Raw genomic sequence first — 2,357 nt, 5'->3', positions numbered from 1 at the left:
GTCGACCAGCGGGTTCTCGTCGAAGTAATGGACGAAGGGGTTGTCGTCCGGAACCGAGCCGTCGTCGTGTAGCCTCACGATCTTGCCGAGGTTCGCCTGCATGTCCTGGGCCGGCGTGAATTTCTGACGGTCTCCGGACGAGATCCACAGGTATCCCGCGTTATCGAACAAAAGTCGGTGGCCGTAATGACCGTAACCGACGACCTTGGGATACTGCCGCCAGATGACTTCGAAGTCGGACAGTTCTCCGCCGCGCCCGGTCTCGTTCAAAACTGCCCGGGCAACGGCTGCACCCCGGGTTTCGCCCCCCACACCGGACTCGGCGTAGCTCAGGTAGATCCGGTGGTTCTCGGCAAAATCCGGGTGCAGGGCGACGTCGCCCAGACCGCCCTGGCCGCCGTAAGCGACGTCGGGCATGCCGCCGATTCGGCGCGACTTCTGACCATCCTGGGTGACGATGAAGAGGTTGCCTTTCTTCTCCGTCACCAGCATGCGGCCGTCCGGCAGGAAAGCCAGTGCCCAGGGCTCATCGAATGAAGTAACGGGCTCCACGTTGAATGGCAGATCCGTTTCTGCCTGCACCGCAGCCGCCATGAATACGCCAAGCCCAATCGCGAAAAGTCGTCTACCCATTTAATAGGCCTCGTTTTGATATGTGGTTTATCGATCCGTCGGTTCGGCAGCTCGATCTCAGCGATGCGATGCCGATGGCGGTAACATCAAGCTCTCCACTCTAGCGAACGACGGGATGCGGCGCCAGTCGGCACGGGCAGGTCCGTATCCCGGTATGGTGCCTGCCTTCGGTGAAGGCGAGCTTCTCCCCATCCGATTTATCGGGATCAACAAGACTCGCCCTTCGTTGTCAATCGTAATCGCTATTGCCGAGTCCGGACATTCGAGGTCAGCAGTCGGCTCCGTTCGGGCGCCCCTCGATCTTGACGCCCTCGTCCCATTGAGTCATATTACTTCCATGGCACTCTCCCGGAAGAAGGCAACCACCATCGCACTCGACCCCGAGGCCGACCGGCTTCTCACGCGCGCGGCGCGTGAGCGCGGCGTGTCGCGATCGGAGTTCATCCGGCAGCAGCTCGCGCTCGTACTCGAGCAGTACCGCCGCCATCCCAAGCCGAAAAGCGCGGGGATCATCCGCTCGCTTGGCGAGCGCGGCGACGAGAGCGAATTGTTCGGTGGCCGTCGTTAGCAGGGCAGCGCTGATCTGCGACACCGGCGCGCTACTCGATTACCTCGTCGAGGGCTCTACGGACCACGAGCGGTTTCGGGACGCCATCGACGGAGCTCGAGCTCGCTATCTGCCAGGGCTGGTTCTGGCGGAGCTCGACTACTTCCTTCGCGATGAACGACCGGCAATGAACGTGTTCATGAGCGACGTGGCCCGTGGCGCATTTACTTACGCGCCACCAATGCTCCATCAGCTCGCTCGGGCCATGGAGATCGATCGGAGATACGACGAGCTCGGCCTCGGCCTCGTGGATGCCTCCGTGGTTGCGCTAGCCGAGGAGCTGGGCATTCGTCGCATCGCGACTCGAGACGTCCGTCATTTCACGGCGGTGAGACTACGCGATGGCAGCGCGTTCGAGCTGGTGGTTCACCCGCGCGGTCCGGACGAATCCGAATAGTTTACGCTCTTGTCCGCCTCATCGCACCTTCAATAGGACTATGCCGGCATCTGCGCGAGGCCGTCGCCAAAATACACGGAGAAGGCGGAACGCAGCGTTCCCTACGCCGACAAACACCCTATTTCGGCGACTCATACGAGGTATTTGACATCACATCATGACGTGATCACACTGGGTCGTGGTTCGAACGCACATCCGATTGACCGAGGATCAGGCACGCCGACTTCGTGCAAGAGCAAGGGAACGTGGGGTTTCCGTCGCTGAGCTCATTCGTCAATGCGTCGAGACCGAACTAGCGGAGCATACACCGACTCGAGCGGAGCTCTACAATAGAGCGGCAAGCCTCGTCGAGCGCTTTGCCGAACGCCGTGGGGCTCGCGACCTGGCCGGGAAACACGACGACTACCTCGACCGGGCTTTCGATTGAGCTCGGTTTGTCGACACGTCCGGGATTCTTGCGCTCATCTGCGAAATGAGCGAAGCCTCGTGAAGTGTGACGGAGTCCGATGAGCCTCTTGATTCATCTGAAGCATGCCGCGCGGGCCTCGTTGAGAGCGCCGGCCTCCAGTGCCATCGTGATCGTTGTCTTGGGTCTGGGAATCGGTGCGACGACCGCGATTTTCAGCGTGGTCAACTCGGTGCTCCTGACTCCCCTCCCCTACCGGGATTGGGACCGAATCGTCGCTCTCTGACAGCGGGCGCCGGAATCGAGCGTCAGCC

5 protein-coding genes are annotated in these 2,357 nt (G+C 61.2%); 4 read left to right on the top strand and 1 reads right to left on the bottom strand.

Going from position 1 to position 2,357, the window contains the following annotated elements; genetic code table 11:
• A partial coding sequence (locus VEK15_24845; GenBank protein ID HXV63951.1) for a PQQ-dependent sugar dehydrogenase occupies positions 1 to 594 on the bottom strand: 594 nt, incomplete at its 3' end.
• Positions 595 to 970: 376 nt separating this feature from the next.
• On the opposite strand from VEK15_24845, the gene VEK15_24840 reads away from it, so the two are divergent.
• From VEK15_24840 to VEK15_24825, 4 genes are all read left to right on the top strand, one after another.
• A complete protein-coding gene (locus tag VEK15_24840; protein ID HXV63950.1) occupies positions 971 to 1,201 on the top strand; it encodes a CopG family transcriptional regulator in 231 nt (76 codons plus the stop codon).
• Positions 1,188 to 1,637 (top strand): PIN domain-containing protein, encoded by a 450-nt coding sequence (locus VEK15_24835; GenBank protein HXV63949.1) that lies wholly within the window; start codon positions 1,188 to 1,190, stop codon positions 1,635 to 1,637. Before VEK15_24840 ends, VEK15_24835 begins: the two co-directional genes overlap by 14 nt.
• 178 nt (positions 1,638 to 1,815) lie before the next feature.
• Positions 1,816 to 2,064: a ribbon-helix-helix protein, CopG family gene (locus VEK15_24830; protein ID HXV63948.1), complete on the top strand. Its 249-nt coding sequence runs from the start codon at positions 1,816 to 1,818 to the stop codon at positions 2,062 to 2,064.
• 79 nt (positions 2,065 to 2,143) lie between these two features.
• Positions 2,144 to 2,329, top strand: a complete 186-nt coding sequence (locus VEK15_24825) for a hypothetical protein (GenBank protein ID HXV63947.1) — start codon at positions 2,144 to 2,146, stop codon at positions 2,327 to 2,329.
• The last annotated feature ends 28 nt before the right edge of the window (positions 2,330 to 2,357 follow it).

This window comes from Vicinamibacteria bacterium (assembly GCA_035620555.1).
Classification (GTDB): domain Bacteria; phylum Acidobacteriota; class Vicinamibacteria; order Marinacidobacterales; family SMYC01; genus DASPGQ01.
The sequence above is the reverse complement of the archived record's forward strand: the minus strand, read 5'-3'. Positions and strand labels throughout refer to the sequence as shown.

Excerpts from the sequence above, each read along its gene's own strand:
- VEK15_24825 (HXV63947.1), top strand. The coding sequence starts at position 2,144 with ATGAGCCTCTTGATTCATCTGAAGCATGCCGCGCGGGCCTCGTTGAGA.
- VEK15_24840 (HXV63950.1), top strand. The coding sequence starts at position 971 with ATGGCACTCTCCCGGAAGAAGGCAACCACCATCGCACTCGACCCCGAG.